The organism is Halocola ammonii, assembly GCF_049334165.1.
Lineage (GTDB): Bacteria > Bacteroidota > Bacteroidia > Flavobacteriales_D > Sanyastnellaceae > JBEGHD01.
Genome location: NZ_JBEGHD010000011.1, coordinates 13,765 through 32,024, shown reverse-complemented (window position 1 = coordinate 32,024; position 18,260 = coordinate 13,765). Strand labels below are relative to the sequence as shown.

At 44.9% G+C, this 18,260-nt stretch carries 17 protein-coding genes; 14 read left to right on the top strand and 3 right to left on the bottom strand.

What is annotated here, in order from left to right; genetic code table 11:
- Window positions 1-348: 348 nt before the first annotated feature.
- Window positions 349-1,869: a hypothetical protein gene (locus tag ABHV44_RS11815; RefSeq protein ID WP_459074904.1), complete on the bottom strand. Its 1,521-nt coding sequence runs from the start codon at window positions 1,867-1,869 to the stop codon at window positions 349-351.
- A gap of 214 nt (window positions 1,870-2,083) precedes the next feature.
- On the opposite strand from ABHV44_RS11815, the gene ABHV44_RS11810 reads away from it, so the two are divergent.
- The 7 genes from ABHV44_RS11810 (at window position 2,084) to ABHV44_RS11780 (ending at window position 10,167) form a co-directional block, all read left to right on the top strand.
- Entirely contained in the window at window positions 2,084-4,480 is a 2,397-nt protein-coding gene (locus ABHV44_RS11810) for a DUF2339 domain-containing protein (RefSeq protein ID WP_459074903.1), read from the top strand.
- A 148-nt stretch (window positions 4,481-4,628) separates the two neighbouring features.
- A complete protein-coding gene (gene uvrB, locus ABHV44_RS11805) occupies window positions 4,629-6,662 on the top strand; it encodes an excinuclease ABC subunit UvrB (protein WP_459074902.1) in 2,034 nt (677 codons plus the stop codon).
- A gap of 201 nt (window positions 6,663-6,863) precedes the next feature.
- Entirely contained in the window at window positions 6,864-7,367 is a 504-nt protein-coding gene (locus ABHV44_RS11800) for a hypothetical protein (protein ID WP_459074901.1), read from the top strand.
- Between the two features lie 38 nt (window positions 7,368-7,405).
- A complete protein-coding gene (locus tag ABHV44_RS11795; RefSeq protein ID WP_459074900.1) occupies window positions 7,406-8,539 on the top strand; it encodes a glycosyltransferase in 1,134 nt (377 codons plus the stop codon).
- Complete coding sequence (locus ABHV44_RS11790) at window positions 8,530-9,138, top strand: RNA polymerase sigma factor (protein ID WP_459074899.1); 609 nt, start codon at window positions 8,530-8,532, stop codon at window positions 9,136-9,138. The genes ABHV44_RS11795 and ABHV44_RS11790 overlap by 10 nt, the downstream gene beginning before the upstream one ends.
- Before the next feature lie 12 nt (window positions 9,139-9,150).
- Window positions 9,151-9,780: a 16S rRNA (guanine(527)-N(7))-methyltransferase RsmG gene (gene rsmG / locus ABHV44_RS11785; protein ID WP_459074898.1), complete on the top strand. Its 630-nt coding sequence runs from the start codon at window positions 9,151-9,153 to the stop codon at window positions 9,778-9,780.
- 72 nt (window positions 9,781-9,852) lie between these two features.
- Window positions 9,853-10,167 (top strand): HPF/RaiA family ribosome-associated protein, encoded by a 315-nt coding sequence (locus tag ABHV44_RS11780; RefSeq protein ID WP_459074897.1) that lies wholly within the window; start codon window positions 9,853-9,855, stop codon window positions 10,165-10,167.
- A 265-nt stretch (window positions 10,168-10,432) separates the two neighbouring features.
- Here the strand turns inward: ABHV44_RS11780 and ABHV44_RS11775 are convergent, their stop codons facing one another.
- Window positions 10,433-11,140: a response regulator transcription factor gene (locus ABHV44_RS11775; protein WP_459074896.1), complete on the bottom strand. Its 708-nt coding sequence runs from the start codon at window positions 11,138-11,140 to the stop codon at window positions 10,433-10,435.
- Between the two features lie 123 nt (window positions 11,141-11,263).
- On the opposite strand from ABHV44_RS11775, the gene ABHV44_RS11770 reads away from it, so the two are divergent.
- Genes ABHV44_RS11770 through ABHV44_RS11755 form a run of 4 tightly spaced genes read left to right on the top strand, consistent with a single transcriptional unit; the run spans window position 11,264 to window position 15,379 of the window.
- Window positions 11,264-11,677 (top strand): PaaI family thioesterase, encoded by a 414-nt coding sequence (locus ABHV44_RS11770; protein ID WP_459074895.1) that lies wholly within the window; start codon window positions 11,264-11,266, stop codon window positions 11,675-11,677.
- Between the two features lie 14 nt (window positions 11,678-11,691).
- The gene (locus tag ABHV44_RS11765) at window positions 11,692-12,765 is read left to right on the top strand and encodes a chorismate-binding protein (RefSeq protein WP_459074894.1); all 1,074 of its coding nucleotides are present in this window, start codon (window positions 11,692-11,694) and stop codon (window positions 12,763-12,765) included.
- 18 nt (window positions 12,766-12,783) lie between these two features.
- A complete protein-coding gene (menD, locus tag ABHV44_RS11760; RefSeq protein WP_459074893.1) occupies window positions 12,784-14,475 on the top strand; it encodes a 2-succinyl-5-enolpyruvyl-6-hydroxy-3-cyclohexene-1-carboxylic-acid synthase in 1,692 nt (563 codons plus the stop codon).
- Window positions 14,476-14,479: 4 nt separating this feature from the next.
- Window positions 14,480-15,379: a 1,4-dihydroxy-2-naphthoate polyprenyltransferase gene (locus ABHV44_RS11755; RefSeq protein WP_459074892.1), complete on the top strand. Its 900-nt coding sequence runs from the start codon at window positions 14,480-14,482 to the stop codon at window positions 15,377-15,379.
- A 3-nt stretch (window positions 15,380-15,382) separates the two neighbouring features.
- Here the strand turns inward: ABHV44_RS11755 and ABHV44_RS11750 are convergent, their stop codons facing one another.
- Window positions 15,383-15,604 (bottom strand): hypothetical protein, encoded by a 222-nt coding sequence (locus tag ABHV44_RS11750; protein ID WP_459074995.1) that lies wholly within the window; start codon window positions 15,602-15,604, stop codon window positions 15,383-15,385.
- Here ABHV44_RS11750 and ABHV44_RS11745 point away from each other — a divergent pair.
- Genes ABHV44_RS11745 through ABHV44_RS11735 form a run of 3 tightly spaced genes read left to right on the top strand, consistent with a single transcriptional unit; the run spans window position 15,577 to window position 18,231 of the window.
- Window positions 15,577-16,635, top strand: coding sequence for an o-succinylbenzoate synthase (locus ABHV44_RS11745; RefSeq protein WP_459074891.1), 1,059 nt, complete (start codon window positions 15,577-15,579; stop codon window positions 16,633-16,635). The genes ABHV44_RS11750 and ABHV44_RS11745 overlap by 28 nt on opposite strands.
- Entirely contained in the window at window positions 16,625-17,656 is a 1,032-nt protein-coding gene (locus ABHV44_RS11740; protein ID WP_459074890.1) for an AMP-binding protein, read from the top strand. Before ABHV44_RS11745 ends, ABHV44_RS11740 begins: the two co-directional genes overlap by 11 nt.
- Window positions 17,653-18,231, top strand: coding sequence for a non-canonical purine NTP diphosphatase (locus ABHV44_RS11735; RefSeq protein WP_459074889.1), 579 nt, complete (start codon window positions 17,653-17,655; stop codon window positions 18,229-18,231). Before ABHV44_RS11740 ends, ABHV44_RS11735 begins: the two co-directional genes overlap by 4 nt.
- Window positions 18,232-18,260 lie beyond the last annotated feature (29 nt).

The window sequence follows — 18,260 nt, the reverse complement described above, 5'->3', positions numbered from 1 at the left end:
AAATACCCAAAGCGGTTCTGATTTTTATCGGAGCCGCTTTTTTTTGTTTTAGAATTTACAGCTACTGAATTTTAATAGTGACAACTAAGGAAGGCTTAATGCCTTTTCACTCCTTAAAGAACCTTAATGATTTGCCACTAGCAACGGTAAAAAACACATAGGCACAATAGGTAAGCTAAGGCACATAGAAACTTGTAGCTCGACACACTATGTGCCTTCAGCCGATTGCAAATAGTAAACTGATTAGAGTCAGCTCCCCTATCCGAATGAAAAACAGGAGAACTTCTATGTGACTATGTGGTTAATTCCCGCTTTTAAATAGCAACTTTGCTAGGCATCTAGAAAGACTCATCGATTCACCAACTCCAACAATGTTTCGTAGTATGGCCGTTCGGTGAACTTGCTCTTCAGCCATGCGTAGTAAGTCATCGCCTGGAGATCCTCTTCGCTGCTATCCCGTATCACAAAGGTGGGCTTAATCTTTTCCTGGTAAACTTTTTCATTCACCCGCTCGGGGTAAGCTACAACTGATTTCACCATCTGCAAAAACGGCCTCACCAGTTCGTACTTGGAGCGTTCCATCAAAGAGCGGTACTTCCGCTGGATAGAACGAATCCTGTTCAGCGCAATTTCCGTGTTTCCCATCTCTACCTGAGTGATCATTTCAATAAGCGAGCGCTTCAGCATCCACTCCTGCCCCATGGTTCGCTCACACCACTTGTCGGTGTTGGGCAGTTGCAGTAGCATTTTGTTTGCCGACCTAAAATCGCTTTCGTGAAAGTAGTACACAGCCAGATTCAGCCTCAGGTTGAGCCTGTCGGCATTTGGCCTTTTGAAAAATTCGCTCTCCGCTGCTTCATTTAAAATCTCTATCGACTTTTCGTTTTGATCACTAAAACTCTGCACGGCCGCTTTCAGCAAAATGGCTTTTGGGAAGAGATCCGATCGATAGCGCTTTTTCATTTTTTTCAAATCGCTCAGAAGTGTCTCAATCATCGCCAAAGAAGCCGGGAAATTTCTGTTTCTGTAGTAAGTGTGTGCCAGATAGTAGACCAGCTTCGCTTTGAGCTGTGGGTGGCGGGACACAAACTGTTCTTTGGAGAAAAGCCGATCGGCATGAAAAACGAGGAACGGTTCGAGGTTCAGAAAATCTTTTCTGGCTACGAAAGCGCTCCTGACCAAAGTGACAAACTCAAACATCACTTTCGGGCGTCTCTGCACAGCTTCGTGAAGGTTGTACTGCTCCATAATTCTGTTGATCAACTCCTGCAAGTCGATGTCGGAAATCCCGAGCTTCACCTCTTTAAAGAGCAAACGAATACTCGCACTAGCCATCAGGATCCGGTCGTCTTCTTCGATCCTTTGACGAATGTCGCTTTTCTTGTTTTCGATGTCGTTTAGTTCGGGAGCTCCGGGCAAGTGACAGTGAGCCAGCTGACAGTCGTAAACCTCGTTGAGCTTTTCACTGAGCTCTTCTCTAATACCAATGCTCTCCGCCTTTTCCAGAGCCCTCCAGGCGATTTCGGAATAGTTGTGGTCGAACAAGTATTTGGCGTAAACAATCCATCCGTCTACGGTCTGAATAGATTCCGCAGCTTCTCTTTCCACAACGAATTTCCGCAGGTCCGATTTCAATCTTTTCTTTACTGCGTGAAAGGCATTTCTGCTGCGGTCATCGAGCGAGCCGTAAATTTTTTCGATGAGCTCATCCAATTCACAATCCTCCTTCTTATTCAGGGAATTGAATAAACTTAAATCTCTTCGTTGGTGGTCTTTTGGTTGGTTCACTCCTCGAGCCAAAAGCAGATTTTCAAAGTCTTTTTTGAAGTCCGGCTCCAGTGAATCGATGATCGCTTGAAGTTCTTTCATACTTCTAAATTACTCCTTTTACACGTCATTTTATAAAAGAAACTGGCAAGCAAATAATAGCAGTTATTTCAGTTATGTCCAATGACATAAGCAGACCACCACTTTATCCTGGCCATGTCAACAGTTATTTACGCGTCACTTTAATTTTTCATCAGGTTCGGTGGTTCACTGAGAATGCGCCTAAGTTTGGACCCAAAACCAATACCTAATTGCTATGGAAGGCGTAATTATTTTAGTCATAATTAGTACGTGTGCAATTATCATTTCACCGATCATCACCGTTGCGATGGTTTCTCGAACCAATCGCAGATTAGATATTTTCACCAGACGATCTGAGCGTTTGCTCGACATGCTTTTTAAGCAAGCAAACGACCCGGAAGCCTACAAGGAAGATCTGGGCATTTTCTTTAACACAGCCGATAGAAAACAGCGCGAAGAGCAATTTACTGAAGCTCCTGAAAGAAAGGAAGAGAAATCGGAGCAAGCACAAAAGACAGCTCCAAAAGCACCTTTAATTAGTACAGAATCTCTAAGAGTTTCACTTTTCGAGACTGCAGATAATCAAACAAGAACCAGTTTCTCTGAGCAATCCGAACAAACAAAACGGACTTTTGAACCCGTTGCTAAAGCTAAGCGCAACTGGGAAAAAATTATCGGAGAAAACATTCTCAATAAAATCGGTATCGCCATTCTGGTTCTGGGAATCGGCTACTTCGTACGCCACACATTCTCCAACCAAAACCTTCAGGAAGTAGGAAATATTTCTGTTGGATTCTTAGCCGGATTGGTCCTCTTCTTCCTCGGACACCGAATGAGAAAAACGATGCGGGCTTTTAGCTCTGTTCTTGTCGGTGGAGCCGTTAGTGTGTTTTACTTCACCGTTTCCATCGCTTTTCGCGACTACGAGCTGATCAACCAAAGCACTGCAGCTCTCGCAGCAGTCGGCATCACTGGTCTTTCTTGTTTTTTCGCTTCAAAGTACGACAGGCAAGAGCTTGCCATCATCGCCCTTCTGGGCGGACTTGCCTCTCCACTCATGGTCAGCACTGGTTCCGGAAATCACATCGTTTTGTTTTCTTATCTAATAATTCTGAATGCGGGCATTTTATTTCTGGCCAACAAAAAGGACTGGAAAGCGCTTCACCCGATCGCTTACATCGGAACTATCATCTACCTTTTCGGATGGTGGTTGGGCAAAACTGCTGCTACCACCCATGCCGACCTTATCGAAGTTTTGATTTTTGCTACTGTCTTTTTCGGGATGTTTTTGGCGCAAAACTTACTGGCTTTCAAAAAGGAATCCGACAAACCCAGACCGTTCCAGCTCTCTCTACTCGCCAGCAACTCAGCAGCACTCTTTGGTTTGGGAATGCTACTCCTTGAGCCGATTTCTGACGGCAAGTGGCAGGGTCTTTTTGTTGCTTCTTTAGCACTGATTCACGGAATTCTCACTTACGTCTTGTTCCGGAAAAAGCACCGCGATCATTTCCTAAAGCTTTTGCTCACCGGGCTCTCTCTGACGTTTGTGAGTTTGATTGCCCCCATCCAGATGAGCGAGCATCACATCACGCTTTTCTGGGCTGCCGAAGCGGCAATGTTGAGCTGGCTCGGTTTCCGCAGCAAGCTCACATCGATTAGCAAAAGTGCACTCGTACTGACTGTAATCATGCTGATTTCACTAATCATGGACTGGGAAATCATTTATTCCGAAAATGGTCTGAATCCATTATTAAACCGTGGATTCCTGGCTACCACAGCAGCTGTCCTTGGTATTGCAATCTCGAGTTTTTGGCAAAAACAATGGGTTCCGCTCTTTGGACAAATTGAGTTAAACCAACCAGGAAAAACCCTGAAGCCACTTGCTGTAGTCGTAGCTTTTGTAGGTGTCTTTGTTGAGCTGAACTACCAGCTCTCCAGAGCTTTCGACTACATCCAATTGAAAAATCTGGTTCTGGCACTTTACGTCTACCTCTTCTGCTTCGGCTGGATTTGGCTAAAAGGAAACCTCCAGAGCTACTGGAATCGATCCGTACTTTACGCGCTAACATTTGCCGGAGCTCTGGCTTTTCTCAGCATCGTGCGCCCCTTAGCCGTTTCTTTCAGAGACATCGCGCTGCCGGTAAGTGGCTTCGATATTTTTATGGTATTTCACTATTCCTTCTACATCATTTTGATTAGTGCCGCCCTGAAAGTTCGCTCGTTGCTTAAGCAATTTGGATCGCTGTCTGAAAGTCAGAACAGCTGGCTCTCTTACTGCACGTGGTTCTTTCTTTTCATCGCCATCACAGCAGAATACAACCACCTTGGCATAATGATTTCGTGGCATCCTATGGCGAGCATCTCGAAAATCCGATCGCTGATATCGAGTCCAGAACACGCGATCTTGTGGAGCTCGATGGCATTTGTAGCAATGTACTTCGGAATAAAAAGTAAAATCAAATCGCTGCGCTATTTCGGCCTGGGACTCTTCGCCCTCGCCTTGCTACGACTATTCCTCTTCGACCTGGCGCTCATCTCAGAAACAGGGAAAACTATTGCCTTTGTTTCCCTCGGCATTTTGTTGCTGCTGGTTTCTTTCATGTACCAGCGGTTAAAAGCCGTTCTGTTTTGATTGCGTCACGCTAAAGCTGCCCATTGCAGTAAAAATGCCTCGTCCAATTTCCCTGGACGGGGCTTTTTTTTGATCCAAACATCAAGGCAAACAACTTTGGCTCCGGGGCGTTAGTATTCGTAATTTTACCATCCATTCGAAATTCATCATGAAGTTTAAACTGCAATCGTCTTACAAGCCTACGGGTGATCAACCAGAAGCCATCAAACAACTGTCGGAAGGTGTAAATGACGGCACTCCTTTTCAGACTCTTTTAGGAGTTACAGGATCGGGAAAAACGTTTACTGTAGCTAATGTGATAGAGCGTGTTGAAAAACCGACACTGGTACTTTCACACAATAAAACTTTGGCGGCCCAGCTCTTCAGCGAATTCAAGGAATTTTTCCCTGACAATCTGGTGGAGTATTTTGTTTCGTACTACGACTACTACCAACCCGAGGCATTTATTCCTTCTTCGAACACCTACATCGAAAAGGATCTGCAGATCAATGATGAGATTGAAAAACTGCGGTTGAGTACTACCTCGGCACTTCTCTCGGGAAGGCGCGATGTAATTGTTGTTGCCAGCATTTCTTGCATCTACGGTATCGGTAACCCAAAAGAGTTTCACAAAAGTGTGATTCACATCAAAGAAGGTCAGGTGATCAGCAGAAATAAGTTTTTGCTTCAGCTTGTCGAAAGCCTGTACTCGAGAACGAAAGCAGATTTTCAACGAGGAAATTTTCGCGTTTCGGGTGACACCGTTGACATCTACCTCGCCTATGCCGACCACGGTTTGCGTGTTCTTTTCTGGGGAGATGAAATCGAAGGAATTGAGACTTTTGATGTTGAAACCGGGCAGAAACTCAACTCTTTCGAAGAAATCAACATCTACCCCGCCAACCTCTTTGTGACCGGAAAAGACACACTGAACAGTGCTATCTGGGAGATCCAGCAAGACATGGTGAAACAGGTTGAATTCTTTGAATCCGAGGGGAAATTTATTGAGGCCAAGCGATTACAAGAACGAGTTGAGTACGACATTGAGATGATGCGAGAGCTCGGCTATTGTTCTGGAATTGAGAACTACTCGCGCTACTTCGACCGAAGAGAACCCGGCCAACGACCTTTCTGTCTGCTCGATTATTTCCCGGAAGATTTCTTGCTTGTGGTGGACGAAAGCCACGTAACCGTTCCACAAATCGGAGCAATGTATGGCGGTGACCGATCTAGAAAAGTAAACCTGGTAGAATACGGCTTCCGACTGCCCGCGGCCATTGATAACCGCCCGCTCAAGTACGAGGAATTTGAAACAATGCTCAATCAGGTGATCTTCATCAGTGCCACGCCAGCGGATTTTGAGCTGGAAAAATCTGAAGGTGTTGTTGTGGAACAGGTGGTAAGACCAACTGGTCTACTCGATCCTCCAATTGACGTTCGGCCATCACTCAATCAGATTGACGATTTGATAGGAGAAATTGAAGCTACCACGCAGCGTGGTGAGCGAACACTTGTAACAACCCTTACCAAACGCATGGCCGAGGAGTTGACCAAATATTTGGAAAAACTCAACATCAAATGTCAGTACATCCACTCTGAGGTAAAAACATTGGAGCGCATTGAAATTCTCCGCGAGTTGCGGGAAGGAACTTTTGACGTGCTCGTTGGTGTCAACTTGCTTCGGGAAGGTTTGGATTTGCCAGAGGTTTCGCTCGTTGCCATTCTAGATGCCGACAAAGAAGGCTTCCTGCGAAGCAATCGCTCACTCACTCAAACAGCGGGGAGAGCGGCTCGAAATGTAAATGGCCGTGTGATTATGTATGCCGACAACATCACTGAAAGTATGCAGCACACGATTGATGAGACTGCTCGCAGACGTGAAAAGCAGATCGCCTACAACGAGGAACACGGAATCACTCCGCAACAGATTATGAGTGCGAAGAAAAATTTGTTTCAGCAAACCGATGTGGAGAGCAGAAGGCCAAAAGAATACGAGACGCCACAAAGCGGAGCTACCATTGCAGCCGACCCCGTGATTCAGTACATGGGACCAGAAAAACTCCAGCGCACCATCGCCCAAACTCAGCGAAAAATGGAGAAAGCCGCAAAGGACCTCGATTTCATGGAAGCAGCAAGACTGCGAGATGAAATGTTTGCGCTGAAGGAATTGCTGAAGGAGAAGGAAAAAGAGGCGGGAGAGTGAGGTAATTCGGGTAATTTAGGAATTGAGGTGCAGCCGGCCATGTCTACGACATTCCTTTCCTTCAAATCCCAAACTCCCCCCAACGGTCTCTGTTGATAATTTCCCAGCTTGCCCGCAGACTGCTTTTAAAAATCCACTTATTTCACATTGAGAAAAATCTGGAACGAGGTTTGAATTCCCTCTCTATCAAAACTGAATATCATGAGGCATTTATCATTCTACACGATTCTCTTTGCGGTGCTGGCAACATTACTGGTGAACTGCAAGAACAAAGAAAAAACGGCAACGACCGAGACTGAAGAGGTGGAAGAAGTTCAGGAAACAACAGAAGAAATGGCTGAAACCAGGAATGGAGACAGCCTGTCCGTGACAGTCGATCGTTCGTATCATTTCAGAGAAACTGACCCCTACGACATTGACTCTATCTGGATGGCCGGTGACACCATTCATATCAAAGTTCAATACGGTGGTGGCTGCGAAGAACATGAATTTAAACTGATGACCAACGGAGACTATGCTAAGAGCATGCCTCCACAAATGACACTTCACCTGGAGCACGAAAACAACAACGATCGCTGCCGGGCACTCATCATGAAGGAATTAAAATTCGATTTGAAACCCATTCGGAATCCATCAGCTGAAAACCTGCTGATTCGAATCAACGGATTGCAAAATGATCCGGTCACCTATTCCTACAACAGGTGAGTTATCAACAACGACTTACAACCTTAATCAACCCATAAATGCTCTCCTGGTATTACTCGCTATCGCCCGCCCAGATGACTTTCTGGTGGATTTTTATCGCTACTCTGGCGATCCAAATCTTTTATTATTTCTTCTTCTTTATCAGATTAATCCTCACAAAGGAAGGGCAAATTCCTACAAGCTCGGAGGGGGTGTCTGTTGTAACTTGCGCCAGAAATGAGGAAGACAACCTCATGCAAAACGTTCCTTTAATAATGAGCCAGAAGTACCCCGAATTTGAGTTGATTGTTGTCAACGACAATTCGTGGGATGCAACAGAAGAGATCTTAGAAGCTTTCAAAGTTGAATACAAAAACCTGAAAGTTGTCCACCTCGATGAAAGCAAACATCGGATGAATGGAAAAAAGATCGCTCTGACGCTCGGAATAAAAGCAGCGAAATACGAAAAAGTGCTGCTTACCGATGCCGACTGCAAACCTGGTTCTGAAAACTGGATCGCAGAAATGACAAAACATTTGAATGAACAATCTGATATCGTGTTAGGATTTTCGCCATATAAAAAAGAAAAAGGACTGCTCAACAAGCTCATTCGCTTCGATGCATTTAGCATTGGCGTGCAGTATCTTTCTTTTGCTTTGGCCGGAACACCATACATGGGCGTGGGCAGAAATCTAGCTTACAAGAAAAGCACTTTCTTTTCTGTAGGTGGTTTCAAAAAGCACTACTCCATCGCCTCTGGAGATGATGATCTGTTTGTTCAGCAAGTGGCAAGCAAGAAAAATACTGCAGTGAGTTTTACACCGGAGTCCCAAACAGTTTCTTCACCAAAGAGAACCTGGGGACAGTGGTTTCGTCAAAAAAGACGTCACATGACCACTTCCACACACTACCGCTTTCTGCACAAAATCCTTTTGACCATTTTTCCAATTTCCTACTATACTTTCACCATTGCGTTGATCGCCCTGCTCGCCATGCAGGTTAATCCGCTGGTGATACTTTCCCTCCTTGCACTGAAATTAATCGTGCAAGTTTCTATCCTCTACGGCTCTGCCAGACGCATGAATCAAACCGATTTGGCGCTTTTCGCTCCAATTTGGGAACTCGTGCTCATGGTAGTCCAACCATTGATCTTATTGTCAAACTCAATTAATAAACCTAAACAATGGAACTAGGCAAAAATCTATCTGAAAAGGGGAAGTACGACTACGCTCTGGTGCAACGCGCCCTCAAAGAAAAAGACCAGCAAGCTTACGCTGAGCTTATGGAGCGCTACAGAGATGCCATTTACTACATGCTGTTGAAAATGGTAAACAACCAGAATGATGCTGAAGATCTAACGATTGAAGCGTTTGGCAAGGCTTTTAAACGCCTTCACCAATACACTCCAGCGTTTGCCTTTAGCACATGGCTTTTTAAAATTGCCTCCAACAACTGTATCGACTTTATCAGAAAGAAAAGAATTAAAGCACTTTCTCTAGATGCAGGTTACACATCTGATGACGGTGATTCAGTGGCTTTTTCTATCAAAGATGAAAAGCTGGATCCAGAAGCTTCATACGAAAAGCAGCAGCGCGAGAAGAAAATGCGCGAAGTTGTTACTCAACTCAAGCCTCGCTACAGAACACTCGTGGAATTGCGCTACTTTAAGGAGCTTTCTTATGACGAGATTGCCGAAGAACTGAACCTGCCTCTCGGTACAGTGAAAGCACAACTCTTCCGCGCTCGTGAGTTTCTCTACAACATGATGAAAAATACCAGAAAGGCTTATTAATTTGCGGCCCATATGGGAATCGCAATTATCGAAAAGTACTTTCCCGATCTTACCGATCGGCAAAAGGAACAATTCAGTCAGCTGGGTCCGCTCTACGCAGAGTGGAATGAGAAGATCAATGTCATTTCGCGAAAAGACATTGACAATCTCTACGAGAAGCACGTGCTTCACTCTCTGGGCATTGCTAAGGTGGCAAAGTTTATGAATGGCACTCGCATCCTCGACATCGGAACTGGCGGAGGCTTTCCGGGTATTCCACTTGCAATTCTTTTTCCGGAGGTGCATTTCACGCTGGTGGATTCTATCGGTAAAAAAATCACCGTAGTAAAAGAAGTTGCTGAAGCACTTGGACTGAAAAATGTGGAAGCGCAGCACGCTCGAGGCGAAAAGATCAAGGGCAAGTTCGACTACGTTGTGAGCCGGGCTGTCACTGCGTTGGAGAAGTTCCTGCCCTGGACCAACGGCAAAATCGACCGGAAACAAAAAAATCACCTTCCCAATGGAATTCTTTACCTCAAAGGAGGCGACCTGAAAGCCGAGCTCAAACCCGTTAAAAGGTATTACGAGGTAACCGATCTCACTAAATTTTTCGAGGAGCCCTTTTTTGAAACTAAGAAAGTGGTTTACATCAAGATGGTTTAAGTTTGACAACTTTATCTGAACAAGGACAGAATTTGAGCTGTTCTAAAATTTCAAAATAGAAACAAGATCAATATGGAAATTCAAGTAAATACTGACAACAATATTGAAGGAACTGCTCGCCTGGAGAGCTACGTTACTGAAACCGTTAAAAAATCTCTAAAACACTTTGACGAGCGTTTAACTCGCGTTGAAGTTCACCTTTCTGATGAAAATGCAGACAAAGGTGGTGAGCGCGACAAGAAATGTGTTTTGGAAGCTCGACCACGAGGTATGGATCCAATTGCTGTAAGCAGTAATGATGAGTCCATGGAAAAATCTTTGAGCCACGCTTTAGATAAATTGAAAGCTGCATTGAAAAATGCTCTGGGAAAAGCAGGAGTTAGATAAGTAAAATCTCATCAAAAAACATTTAAAGCCTCGGAATTCATTGAGAAATGAATTTTGAGGCTTTTTTATTTGCGGAAAATTATACTTAGATAAGTCTGAACATCAGGGGTATAAAAGCAAAAAAGGGCTCATAAATGAACCCCTTTCTGTAAACCTGCAAGGAAAATTTTGAAACCAACGCAGTCCTGGAAAAAACTGCGTAACTAATCTAAAGACGAGCGTTTCAAATTAGGTTGCCTTTTTATGAAAACTTTTTTTCATTTTGTTAAGGCGTGAACTTGTATCCTACCCCTCTGACGGAGTGAAAGTGAATGGGTTGCTTCGGATCTGGTTCAAAATATTTTCTAAACGCGAGTATAAAATTATCTATAGTTCTGGTGGAGGGATAAACATTGTAACCCCAAACGGTTTCCAGAATCTCTTCGCGACTCACAACTTTGTTCTTCTCATGAATCAATAGCTTGAGCATCATCATTTCTTTCTTAGAAATTTCCTGCTCCCTACCCTCTTTATCTCGAATCTCATAGTGCTTAAAGTTGACGTAGTTGTTTTCACCAAAGCTAAACTCTTCCAAATCCGAGAGTTTTTTGCCTTCACTCTCGCCACTTCTTGCCACGAGCTTTTGAACTCTGAGGAGCAACTCTTCCAAATGAAACGGCTTGGACAGATAATCATCTCCACCTATTTTTAAGCCTTCTACTCTGTCGGGACCACTGCTCTTAGCGGTAAGAAACAGCACTGGGGTAGTATTGCCTTCCAGTCGGATAGTTTTGCAAATGGTGAAGCCATCCACTTCAGGTAACATCACGTCAAGAATGGCCGCACTGAACTTTTGTTGACGCAGTCGTTCCAGTGCTTCGCCACCTGTTTTGGCAAGAACAACATCATACCCCTCGAGATCGAGATTCAACTGAAGCATCTCTCTGATGGAAGACTCGTCTTCTACAACCAATATGCGCGGCTTCTCACTCATGCTTTTGCTAATTGATGCAAAGAAAAGTATTTAAATAAGAAATGAAATGCTCGAAATGTCGATTATAAACAGAATGAGTCAATTCTATGACCATTCATTTACCTTTGTGCAAACTCTCATTTCATGACTCAGGAAGAAAAAGCTCAACTAGAAAGAATGTCTGAGAATACTCTGCTGCAAAGCCTGGGTATTGAGATTCTCTCCATTGAGGAAGGTCGGATAAGCGGTAGAATGCCAGTCGATAAACGAACTCACCAACCTTATGGACTGCTGCATGGAGGAGCTTCGGCAGCCCTGGTGGAAACACTTGGTAGTATCGGTTCTCACTTTTTGATTGATCAAAAACAACAGTTGGCTGTTGGAATTGAAGTTAACACAAACCATCTGAAAGGTGTGAGATCAGGGAGTGTTGTGGGAGAAGCGAGTATTTTGCATCGTGGACGAAAATCGCATGTTTGGAACGTGGACATCAAAAATGAAAATGGAGAACTAACAGCTACCGGACGTCTTACCGTGATGGTTGTAGATATAAAGTAATAGCAACAATTAAAATGGAACTTCTGCCTGCCGTAGATATCGCACTAGCGAAGAATTTCGCTTTTGCAGCCTACAGACTCCCAGCCAGGGATCAGTTTCAGTTTATTCTGCAAAATGGCGATGAACTGAAAAAGCCTTCTGAGCGTTGTTTTGTCTTTCATCCTTTCGAAGCCTCCACGAAACATCCGTCAATCTACTTACAGGCCGATCACGTTTGCAGTGAGCGATCTTTCAGTCATTCAGAAAAGCTGGCCGACAAACTTCAGTTGCAAGCAGGGTTCGCACGCCCACAAGAAATCGACCTCAAATCAACATCGAAAGAAACACATCTGAATCGGGTGAAAGATGCCATTAAAAGAATTGAACGTGGAGATTTCGAAAAATCAGTTGTAGCCAGAATAGAAAAAGTAGACCGAGGCGATGCCAGTATTTCAAAACTATTGGATGCACTCGCAAATCGATACCCATCGGCTTTTGTTTGCGTATTTAACCACCCGAAGGCTGGGACATGGATTTGTGCCACACCAGAAACTTTGGTGAAAGGAAAGGAAAACCGATTTGAAACAATGTCCCTGGCGGGCACTAAGCCATCTAAAAGCGAGCCTCGCGACTGGACTGAAAAGGAACGACAAGAACAGAAAATTGTCACTCAGGATATTTTAAATCAACTTGAAAAGTTAGGAGTTTCGAAACTGAAAAGCTCTAGAGTGGAGACGGTGAATGCCGGAAACGTAATGCACTTAAAAAGCACGATTCGATTTGAGTCTGACAAATCCATTCTGGAAATAGCAATGGCCTTGCATCCGACTCCTGCAGTGAATGGTTTCCCTAGAAAACCAGCTATGAAGTTCATCTGCGAACACGAAAAAGAGGAGCGAAAATACTATTCCGGTTTTCTCGGTCCGATTGGCCTACACAAAGTAGATCACCTTTTTGTTAACCTTAGATGTATGGAGGTTTTTCCGAATAATTTCGTTTTGCACATCGGTGGTGGAATTACCGCAGATTCTGACCCTCAATCGGAATGGGAAGAAACAGCCCACAAAGCAGCAACCCTCCAGTCGGTAATTGAAAAATTTAGAACTTAGCCGCCCAATTTTGAGAGGATGATTTCAGACAAGAAGCCCGTAAGAGATTTAGTGACACTGATGGCAGACAAGGGAGTGACGGATGTTGTCATTTCACCGGGATCTCGAAACGCTCCACTCACCATTTCTTTTCACAACCACCCAAAAATTAATTGCTACTCGATTATCGATGAACGATCTGCAGCTTTTTTCGCCCTGGGCATGGCTCAGCAAACAGGTCGTACAGTGGCCGTTTGTTGCACTTCAGGTAGCGCGGCAGTGAATTATGCTCCGGCAGTTGTGGAGGCGTTCTATCAAAAGATCCCACTCCTGGTGATCACAGCCGACAGGCCAAATGAATGGATCGATCAGGGCGATGGACAAACCATGAGGCAGCAAAACCTCTACGCCAACTTTATCAAAAAGTCGTATAGCCTGGCTCAGGAAGCCACAGACAGAGACTCTGTTTGGCACAACCAAAGACAAATCAACGAAGCCATAGATCTTGCACAGGCAGATAATAAAGGTCCTGTGCACATCAACCTACCGCTGAGAGAAAACCTCTACGGAACCACAGAAGAGCATGAGATTCCTCCCAAGGTGATCCATTCTCCGAAAATGGACATCCAGCTCGCTCAGTCTGAGGCAAGCCACCTTGCAGACAAATTGAGTAAGGCTCCAAAAGTACTCGTGCTCTGCGGGATGACCCCTAAGAACGAAAGGCTTGAGAAGGCGCTTTTTGAGTTTTCTGAAAAAACCGGAGCTCTGGTGATGACCGAGGCTTCATCGAACCTGCACCACTCCAACTACATCGGTTGTATCGATCGACTTTTGGTAACGATGTCTGAAAAAGAAGAGCAAGAGTTTGTTCCAGATATTTTAATCACTATCGGCCACAGCATCGTCTCTAAAAAAATTAAAAAACATTTCCGTTGCATGTTGCCAACTGAACACTGGCATGTAGATGCAGCTGACGAATACATCGACACTTTCCAGGCTCTAACATTGAGAGTTTCTTCGAAGCCCGAGACGTTTTTCGAACAAATGAATCAGAAGACTATTTCGCCTTCTGGAGATTACAGAGATAAGTGGCTAGAGCGAAACAGACTGAATCACAAGCACGGTGAGCGATTTATTGAAAAATGTGAGTTCTCCGATCTCAAGGTATTCAGTAAGATCTTGAAAAAGCTGCCGGCAAACTCCCTTCTTCAAATGGGAAACAGCTCAGTAGTGCGCTACATTTTGCTCTTTGACCCTTCACCGCAAATAACTTACAACGGGAACCGAGGCACTAGCGGGATAGACGGCTGCACCAGCACTGCCGTGGGGGCAGCATTGGGCAGCCAAAGAGAAACGACACTAATTACGGGTGATGTCGCATTTTTCTATGACAGCAATGGCCTTTGGAACAATTACCTGAAACCGAACCTAAAGATCATTTTGATCAACAACGGTGGTGGCGGCATTTTTCGAATCATCCCCGGCCCATCGACTTCAGAAGCTCTTGAGCCATACTTTGAAACGCATCATCAGATGGATGCTCGAAAGCTGGCAGAACAATTTGACCTTGACTATTTTTCCAGTGAAAATGAAGCCGAACTGTCCGAAGGCCTCGACTGGCTGTACAGCAACCGCGAGCGTGCAGGAATCCTGGAAATCAAAACCCCTCGCCTCGAGAACGATTCGGTTTTGAAATCGTTTTTCAAACACTTAAAAGATCAGATTCACTAACGCTATGGCTGTGAAACCCTGGATTAGCGCAATGCGCTTAAGAACTTTACCTCTTGCTGCTTCGTGTGTTTTCACAGGAAGTGCCATGGCCAAACTCCACGGTAAATTCGAGCTAAACGTGTTCCTGCTCACATTGCTGACCACTCTGATGCTGCAAGTTCTCAGCAACCTCGCCAACGACTATGGCGACTCAGTTTCCGAAGTGGATAACGAAAAACGCGTTGGGCCTCAGCGTGCAGTACAAAGTGGAGCCATCAGTCAAAGTTCAATGAAAGTTGGAGTGATTCTCTTCGCCATTTTTTCTTTTGCTTCTGGTGTGTGGCTTTTGGTTGAAGCCTTTGGAAGCGCACTCTCATCAAAGCTTCTCATCTTCCTTTTGCTGGGAATTGCAGCAATCGGAGCAGCCATAAAGTACACCGTTGGAAAATCTCCTTACGGCTATCGAGGCCTGGGCGATCTTTTTGTCTTCCTCTTTTTTGGACTCGTGGGAGTTGTCGGCACGTACTTTTTACACACCTTTCAATTCAACTGGACCACCGTGTTGCCAGCTGCGACTATCGGATTTTTCTCCGCTGCAGTGCTCAACATGAATAACATGCGCGATCACGAAAACGACCGACAAAGCGGGAAACACACAATTGTGGTAAAAATGGGATTTGAGACTGCACGTTGGTACCAAACTTCACTGGTAGTTTTGGGATGGTTCTGCGCCATAACTTTTGGCTTGTTGGAGTTTTCGAACTGGAGTCAGTGGATTTCTCTTCTTCCAATTTTGATTTTCGCTGTCCACTTAAAAACGGCCTGGACCGAGAAAACTCCGGCCAAGTTGGATCCCGAACTCAAAAAAATCGCTTTGGGGACTTTTGCGTTTTCGCTGCTACTTTTTGCTGGGATGTGGATTTAAGAATCAACGGTAGATCCCTAACAATTCATCAGTAGAATAAACTTTCCCACTGTCGACTTCACGCTCCGCTGTCTCGATCCTTTCAATAAACTCGGCACTTGATATCGAAGTTCCGTCTATTAAAGTTCTGCCTTCTACAAATTCGTCAATAACTTGAAACATCCTAATTTCGCGGCTGTTGAAGAAAGCAATTGACCATGAAAGCGAGCTGGACAAAAAAGACATTTCACTTCAAATTTCGGGCGAAAACCTCGCGTGAAGTGCTTACCCAAAAGCACTCGTGGTTTCTTGTTCTCGAAAGAGATGGTCAGCGCGGAATTGGTGAATGCTCCATCATAGAAAGTCTCAACCCTGAGACACCAGCACAAATTGAGTCTAAACTCAACGAAATCTGTGATGCCTGGAATTCTACAAAACTATTCGCAGAAGACCTTTCATCGCTTCCATCAGTTCAATTTGGATTTGAAATGGCCAAGCAGGACTTGAAAAATTCAGAAATCGGAATCCTCTTCCCGTCAGGGTTCACAGCTGGAAAATCTGGCATTCCGATCAACGGATTGGTCTGGATGGCAGACCTGGAAAGCATGTCCAACCAAATCGAGGAAAAGCTGGAGGCCGGCTTCGATTGTATAAAACTGAAAATTGGTGCTCACGAAACACAAGAGGAACTAGACCTTCTTCGCGCTCTCAGAGAAAAACATCCTTCCTCACAAATTGAAATCCGCGTAGACGCCAATGGCGCTTTTGATCTAGAGAAAGCAAAATGGGCACTGGATGAGCTGGCTAAATTGGAAGTTCATTCCATCGAACAACCGATCAGGCAAGGACAATGGAAATCGATGGGTGAGTTGTGTAAAAACACTCCGGTCCCAATTGCGCTTGACGAAGAATTAATCGGAGTGACCGAAGAAAACGAAAGGCGCGAACTCCTGAAGGAAATCAAACCACAGTACCTGATCTTAAAGCCAAGCCTGATAGGTGGTTTTGAGCAGGCCGATGAATGGATCAAACTTGCTGAAAAAGTTGACGCAGGCTGGTGGGCGACTTCAGCTCTCGAATCGAACATCGGGCTGAATGCGATTGCTCAATGGGTTTTCACTAAAAATTCTGAGATGCCGCAAGGACTTGGAACCGGGCAACTTTACACCGACAACATCCCTTCGCCTTTAACTATTGAAAAAGGTCATTTACTCTACCAGCCCACGTCAAGCTGGGATCTGACAACTTTCGATAAAGCTACGAGCCATGTGGATTGAAGGAAAAGCCGAAAGAAGTGAGCTAACCAAATTGGCGCATACTCTGGTGAACTCCGGAGAAGAGTGGAAAGAGTCGATCGGCAAGTTCATTTCGGAGTGGCTCAACGATTCAGATTTCGTAGAAGTCAAAACGAGTGGATCCACAGGCAAGCCGAAAACCATTCAGCTTTCAAAAAAACTGATGAGCAAAAGCGCTGAGAACACGAACGACTACTTTGGGCTAAACGATCGTACCACCGCCCTGCTTTGCCTGTCGGCAGAAAATATTGGCGGAAAGATGATGATTGTCAGAGCGCTCACGCAAGGCTGGACTCTTTTCTGCGAGGCGCCTTCCTCCTCACCGAATTCTGAAAACAAGAGCTTTGATTTTGCGGCCATGGTGCCGCTTCAGGTCGAAGAGCTTCTGAACAAAACACCAGAGAAAATCGACAAAATTGCCAAAGTGATTATTGGTGGCGCTCCAATATCGGAGCGTCTGGAGAAAAGGCTACAGGGATGTCGAACTCACTTTTTCTCTACCTACGGAATGACAGAAACGGCATCCCACGTGGCAATACGGCCGCTGAACGGGAATAATCGCTCTGCATTCTTCAAGCTCCTTTCGGGCATCAAGGCCAATCAGGACGAGAGAGGCTGCTTGACTCTGAAGGCAGACTTTTTCGAATCTGAAATCATCACCAACGATTTAGTGGAGTTCGAAGATTTTGATGAGTTCAAAGTAATTGGACGTTTCGACAACATCATTAATTCTGGTGGTGTGAAAATCCTGCCGGAAAAAGTGGAAAAGAAACTCGAAGAGCTCCTGGATCGCAGATACTACATCTCGTCAAAAAGCGATGAAAAACTAGGTGAGCTCGTAGTACTGCACATTGAGTCAGATCCACTCGATTTAGCTACCGAACGATTGCTTTTCGGAGAAATGAAAGATGTTTTGGACAAATACGAAGTTCCCAAAGAGATTGAATACCACGATAAATTCGCTGAAACCCGAACCGGAAAAGTGAAAAGAAAAAAGGCATGAAGAAATTAGTTTTCGCATCGAACAACCCCAACAAAGTAAAAGAAGTGGCCACACAGCTTGGAGATCAGTTTGAAATTGTTTCTCTAAAGGAGGCCGGCATCGAAGAAGACATTCCAGAGACGCAGTCGAACCTGGAAGGAAACGCCAGACAGAAAGCGCATTTCATCAAGGACAAGTATGGCTTTGATTGCTTTGCAGACGACACAGGCCTCGAGGTAAAAGCTCTTGACGGTGAGCCAGGAGTGCTGTCGGCTCGCTATGCTGGCAGAGAAAGAGATTCTGAGGCAAACATGGACAAGGTGCTGAACGGCCTCGAGGGTGAGCTCGATCGATCTGCACAATTTCGCACTGTGATCTGTTTACTCCTCAATGGTGAGGAACACCTTTTCGAAGGTGTGGCCGTGGGAAACATTCGGGAAAAAAGATCGGGAAGTGAAGGGTTTGGTTATGATCCCATTTTTGAGCCAAAAGGTTTTGATATTACTTTCGCGGAAATGGACATGGCGCAAAAAAATGAGATTAGCCACAGAGGAAAAGCAGTAGCAAAACTGGTTGAGTTTCTATCGAATCAATAGTTTTGCCCTGGCCGACTCTCGCCTTCACC

Coding starts and splice junctions, on each gene's coding strand:
- ABHV44_RS11735 (WP_459074889.1), top strand. CDS start 17,653: ATGAAGAAATTAGTTTTCGCATCGAACAACCCCAACAAAGTAAAAGAA.
- uvrB (WP_459074902.1), top strand. CDS start 4,629: ATGAAGTTTAAACTGCAATCGTCTTACAAGCCTACGGGTGATCAACCA.
- ABHV44_RS11790 (WP_459074899.1), top strand. CDS start 8,530: ATGGAACTAGGCAAAAATCTATCTGAAAAGGGGAAGTACGACTACGCT.
- ABHV44_RS11800 (WP_459074901.1), top strand. CDS start 6,864: ATGAGGCATTTATCATTCTACACGATTCTCTTTGCGGTGCTGGCAACA.
- ABHV44_RS11750 (WP_459074995.1), bottom strand. CDS start 15,604: ATGTCTTTTTTGTCCAGCTCGCTTTCATGGTCAATTGCTTTCTTCAAC.
- ABHV44_RS11745 (WP_459074891.1), top strand. CDS start 15,577: ATGAAAGCGAGCTGGACAAAAAAGACATTTCACTTCAAATTTCGGGCG.
- menD (WP_459074893.1), top strand. CDS start 12,784: ATGATTTCAGACAAGAAGCCCGTAAGAGATTTAGTGACACTGATGGCA.
- ABHV44_RS11810 (WP_459074903.1), top strand. CDS start 2,084: ATGGAAGGCGTAATTATTTTAGTCATAATTAGTACGTGTGCAATTATC.
- ABHV44_RS11815 (WP_459074904.1), bottom strand. CDS start 1,869: ATGAAAGAACTTCAAGCGATCATCGATTCACTGGAGCCGGACTTCAAA.
- ABHV44_RS11740 (WP_459074890.1), top strand. CDS start 16,625: ATGTGGATTGAAGGAAAAGCCGAAAGAAGTGAGCTAACCAAATTGGCG.
- ABHV44_RS11775 (WP_459074896.1), bottom strand. CDS start 11,140: ATGAGTGAGAAGCCGCGCATATTGGTTGTAGAAGACGAGTCTTCCATC.
- ABHV44_RS11765 (WP_459074894.1), top strand. CDS start 11,692: ATGGAACTTCTGCCTGCCGTAGATATCGCACTAGCGAAGAATTTCGCT.
- rsmG (WP_459074898.1), top strand. CDS start 9,151: ATGGGAATCGCAATTATCGAAAAGTACTTTCCCGATCTTACCGATCGG.
- ABHV44_RS11780 (WP_459074897.1), top strand. CDS start 9,853: ATGGAAATTCAAGTAAATACTGACAACAATATTGAAGGAACTGCTCGC.
- ABHV44_RS11755 (WP_459074892.1), top strand. CDS start 14,480: ATGGCTGTGAAACCCTGGATTAGCGCAATGCGCTTAAGAACTTTACCT.
- ABHV44_RS11795 (WP_459074900.1), top strand. CDS start 7,406: ATGCTCTCCTGGTATTACTCGCTATCGCCCGCCCAGATGACTTTCTGG.
- ABHV44_RS11770 (WP_459074895.1), top strand. CDS start 11,264: ATGACTCAGGAAGAAAAAGCTCAACTAGAAAGAATGTCTGAGAATACT.